The sequence below is a fragment of the Streptomyces sp. SID1328 genome (assembly GCF_009865595.1).
Taxonomy (GTDB): domain Bacteria; phylum Actinomycetota; class Actinomycetes; order Streptomycetales; family Streptomycetaceae; genus Streptomyces; species Streptomyces griseoluteus.
Genome location: NZ_WWKH01000738.1, coordinates 1 through 3,899 on the forward strand (window position 1 = coordinate 1; position 3,899 = coordinate 3,899).

Below are 3,899 nucleotides of genomic sequence, written 5' to 3' on the forward strand. Positions count from 1 at the left end.
GGGGTCGCCGCTCTCGCCGCGTGCCGCCGACAGCACCTCCTGGACCGTGCCCAGAGAGCCCAGCTCCGCGCGGAGCGGACGGCCCAGCCGGGTCACCGCGTCCGCCGCGCGGGACCGCTCCCGGCAGTGGAAGGCCAGCTCGCAGGAGGACAGGCACTCGGGCGCGTAGGTCGCCGGGACGGCGTCGACGGCGGCCGTCAGCTCACCGGCCGGGCGCTCCGGGTCGAAGCAGGTGCCCTCGGGCAGCTCCTCGGCGATGGTCTCCACGCGGGTCAGCCGGGCGAGCTGCCGCGCGGTGACCGCCCGCTGGGCGCGCACGTCCACCGCGCGGGCGGTGGCCAGGTTGGAGAAGTCCTTCGGGCACACCAGCAGCACCTCGTGCCGTACGGCGGGCGGCGGGGTCAGCCGGGCCGCGACCGCCTCCAGCGCCAGCACGTACACCGCCGCCTGCCGGGCGGCCGCGCCCACCTTCGCCGGGTCGGCCGAGCCGTCCAGCATCGGGAACGACTTGATCTCCACGACCGTCCAGCCGCCGTTGGGGTGCACCACCACCGCGTCCGGCTCCAGGAAGGCGGGCGAACCCGCCACGTCCAGGGCCAGCATCGGGTGGTCCAGCAGCGTCCAGCCGCCCGCAGTGACCGCCGCGCGGAGCGCCAGCGCCGTACGCGCGGTGCGGCCCTCGGGTCCCGGCGCGCTCAGGTCCGGCACCGCCGCCCCGGCGGGCGGTTCGGCGGCCGGGTCCAGCAGGGTGTGGGTGAGCCGCAGCAGCTCGGCGCCGCCGTCCGCCTTCACGCGGGCCTCGAAGGTGTTGCCCCGGATCAGCGCGAACTGGGACTGCCCGTAGTCCGAGGGGGCGCCCAGCGCGCCCGCGAGCGCGGCCTTGTCCACCCCGGCGCCGTCCAGGATCGCGCGTCTGCGGCAGCCGGGGTTGGCCGCGAGCGCCGCGAGGGCGCGCGCGTCCAGCGCCTTGGCCGGTACGTCGGGACCGCGCAGCTCAGCGAGCCGGTGCCGCAGCGCCGTCCCCCGCGTCGCTGGGGGAGGCGTCGGTTCCGGCCGCGGGGTCGAGCCGCGACTCGCGCTGCCGTGGAATTCGCTCACCCGCGGAAGTCTGGCATCCGTCACTGACAATCGGAGCGGGACCGGTGTTTCCGGCCGCCGTAAGCGGGGCCGCCCAGGCGGTCAGCCGCAGCCGCGCGGTCGTCGCGGCCAGCGTCACGTACGGGGCCAGGAGCAGGCCCGCGCCCATCACGACCGCGCCCGCGACCGCGTCCAGGAAGTAGTGGTTGGCGGTGCCCATGACCACGATCGCGGTCAGCAGCGGATAGCCGACGGCGGCGACCCTGGTCCAGCGGGAGCGCCCGTACTTCCACAGCACCACTCCGCAGAACAGCGCCCAGCCGACGTGCAGGCTCGGCATCGCCGCGTACTGGTTGGTCATCCCGCCCATGCCGCGCGGGGCACTGGCCTCGCCGCCCCACCAGCCGTACGAGCTGTAGTGCGCCATCGTGTCCACGAAACCGTGGCCGGGGGAGAGCAGCCGGGGCGGGCAGGTGGGCAGCAGGGTGAAGCCGATGAGTCCTATGAACGTGGACGTCATCAGCCAGGTGCGGGCCGCCCGGTAGTGCTCGGCACGGGCATGGAACAGCCAGACCAGCACGGCGGGCGTGACGACGTAGTGCAGGGAGGCGTACCAGAAGTCGGCCGGTATCCCGAGCCAGGGCTCCGCCGTGAAGAGACGGTTCAGCGGGTGCTCGGCGTTCAGGTACAGCGCCTTCTCGATACCGAGGATGGCCAGACCGTGGTCCACGGCCGAGGAGACGTCCCCGCGCGCGAGGAGCCGTCCGGCGGTGTAGCAGCCGTAGACCAGCAGGATCAGCGGCAGCTCGGTCCACCAGCGCGGCCGGGTGGCCGGCACCGCCCCGGTGTTTGCTGCCTCGGTCTGCGGCATCCGATCGCCCTCCCCCTTCGCGCTGGCCTGGCACCCCCCGCGGGCGCCGTGACACTTTACGGTGTCGGTCCGCCCGTCCGCGCGGGCGTTCCGGCTCTCGAAGACGCCCGTATCGCCCCCCGGGTTGCCCGCGCGCGCGGTGCGCCATCATGGAAGGACCCGCGAACGGGTTTCCCCGGCGTCCACTCGGCGTCCCTCTTCCGGAAAGGTTCCCCATGGCACCGCGCATCCTGCTGGCCCGGCACGGACAGACGGCCTGGTCGCTGTCCGGCAAGCACACGGGCAGGACCGACGTGCCGCTCCTGGAGGAAGGCCGGCGCGGGGCCAAGCTGCTCGGCGAGCGGCTGCGGCACACGCCGCCGGCCGGATTCGCGGACGTGGAGGTGCGCACCAGCCCACTGGTCCGCGCGCACGAGACCTGCGAGCTGGCCGGGTTCGAGGACCGCGCCGAGGTGTGGGACACGCTGATGGAGTGGGACTACGGCGCATACGAGGGCATGACCCCGGCCGAGATCCAGGACGTCCGGCCCGGCTGGCTGATCTGGCGCGACGGGGTCCCCGACGGGGAGACCCTCGCGGAGGTCACCGCCCGCGCGGACGAGGTCGTGCAGTGGGCCCGCTCCGCCGACCGCGACGTCCTGATCTTCGCCCACGGGCACATCCTGCGCTCCATCGGCGCCCGCTGGCTCGGCCTCCCCATCGACTTCGCCGCCCGCCTCCGCCTCAACCCCACCTCCCTCTCCACCCTCGGCTGGGCCTACGGCGAGCCGGCGATCGAGAGCTGGAACGACACGGGGCATCTCGTCGGCTAGGGGGAGACACCCCTGGGGAGGCGCGCGTTTCCTATCCCCGCCGGGGCCGCGGCAGCGACGCGTGACGGTCCAGGAAGTCCGCCACTCCGGTGGCGCGACGGTGGGGCAGCAGCACCCGCGCGGTGCCCGCCAGCATGGTGTGGATGCGGGAGGACTGGACCTGGGCGAGCAGGTCCAGCACGCGCAGACCGGCGGTGGCCGCCTCGTCGGGGTGGCCGTCGCGGGCCAGGTCGTCGGCGAGTTCGGCGGTGTACAGGGCGATGTTGCGGGAGAAGTGCGGGTCCTGGAGGCGGGCCGCGCGGCGGGCGTGCCGGGTCGCCCGGCGCCAGTCGCCCAGCGTCGACCAGCACTGCGCCTCCAGACCGGCCAGCTCGGCCTCGCCGTAGAAGCTCATCCACTCCGGGTCCGCCTCGCACGTACCGCGCCCGAACAGCGCCTGCGCCCGCACGAGCGCCTGTTCGCAGCCGGTGCGGTCGGCGAGCCCCGCCCAGCCGCCCGCCTCGCGCAGCGCCAGCAGCGACATCAGCCGGGGCGAGCCCAGCGGGCGGGCGGCCCGCTGCGCGGCCTGCGCGGCCCGGACCGCCTCACGGGGTCGCCCGGCGTCCCGTGCGAGGAAGGCGGTGTTGCAGAAGGCGTGTGCCTCCAGACCCGCGTCCCCGGTCATCCGGGCGGTGGCCAGCGCCTCCGCGTAGTGCGAGCGGGCGTCGTCGAAGCGGCCCGAGTCATGGGCCAGCCAGCCCACCGAGATGGCGAGTTCACCGGCGCCCGAGTGCAGCCGCTCGGCGGTGGTCTGCCGGGTCGCGCCCGCGTCCAGCAGGGCGTACGCGGCGCGCAGCGGCTCCGCGGCGCGCCGGTACAGGCCGTCCGCGCCGTGCTTGTCGTCCAGCAGCCGGATGTGCCGGACGGCCTCCTCGACGGCGGCCGCCTCCGATGTGCCCGGCCGCCGCGTGGCGGCCGAGGCGTTCGTGGCGATGCCCAGCGGGCCCAGCGTGGCGGCGGCCGCCACCGTGGCACCCGTACCGGTCATGAATGCGCGACGCAGCACGTCGCTCTCCTCGTGGTTCAGGGGGTCGTAAGGATGCTCGTACGCGGCGACCGGGACGGCGCCCGGTGGCGCGGCCGGGCGCGCGCCGCGCCCC

The 3,899-nt window shown here is 75.2% G+C and carries 4 protein-coding genes; 1 reads left to right on the forward strand and 3 read right to left on the reverse strand.

What is annotated here, in order from left to right; translation table 11 throughout:
• Both GT030_RS23765 and GT030_RS23770 read right to left on the reverse strand, forming a co-directional pair.
• Window positions 1-1,014 (reverse strand): hypothetical protein (locus GT030_RS23765; RefSeq protein ID WP_161202842.1); only part of this gene is annotated, 1,014 nt, incomplete at its 3' end.
• Window positions 995-1,948, reverse strand: coding sequence for a phosphatase PAP2 family protein (locus GT030_RS23770; protein WP_161202840.1), 954 nt, complete (start codon window positions 1,946-1,948; stop codon window positions 995-997). The genes GT030_RS23765 and GT030_RS23770, both read right to left, overlap by 20 nt.
• Window positions 1,949-2,163: 215 nt before the next feature.
• Between GT030_RS23770 and GT030_RS23775 the strand changes: the two genes are divergently transcribed.
• The gene (locus GT030_RS23775) at window positions 2,164-2,760 is read left to right on the forward strand and encodes a histidine phosphatase family protein (RefSeq protein ID WP_161202841.1); all 597 of its coding nucleotides are present in this window, start codon (window positions 2,164-2,166) and stop codon (window positions 2,758-2,760) included.
• Between the two features lie 31 nt (window positions 2,761-2,791).
• Here the strand turns inward: GT030_RS23775 and GT030_RS23780 are convergent.
• On the reverse strand, window positions 2,792-3,899 hold a 1,108-nt coding region (locus GT030_RS23780; RefSeq protein ID WP_237522769.1), incomplete at its 5' end, for a hypothetical protein.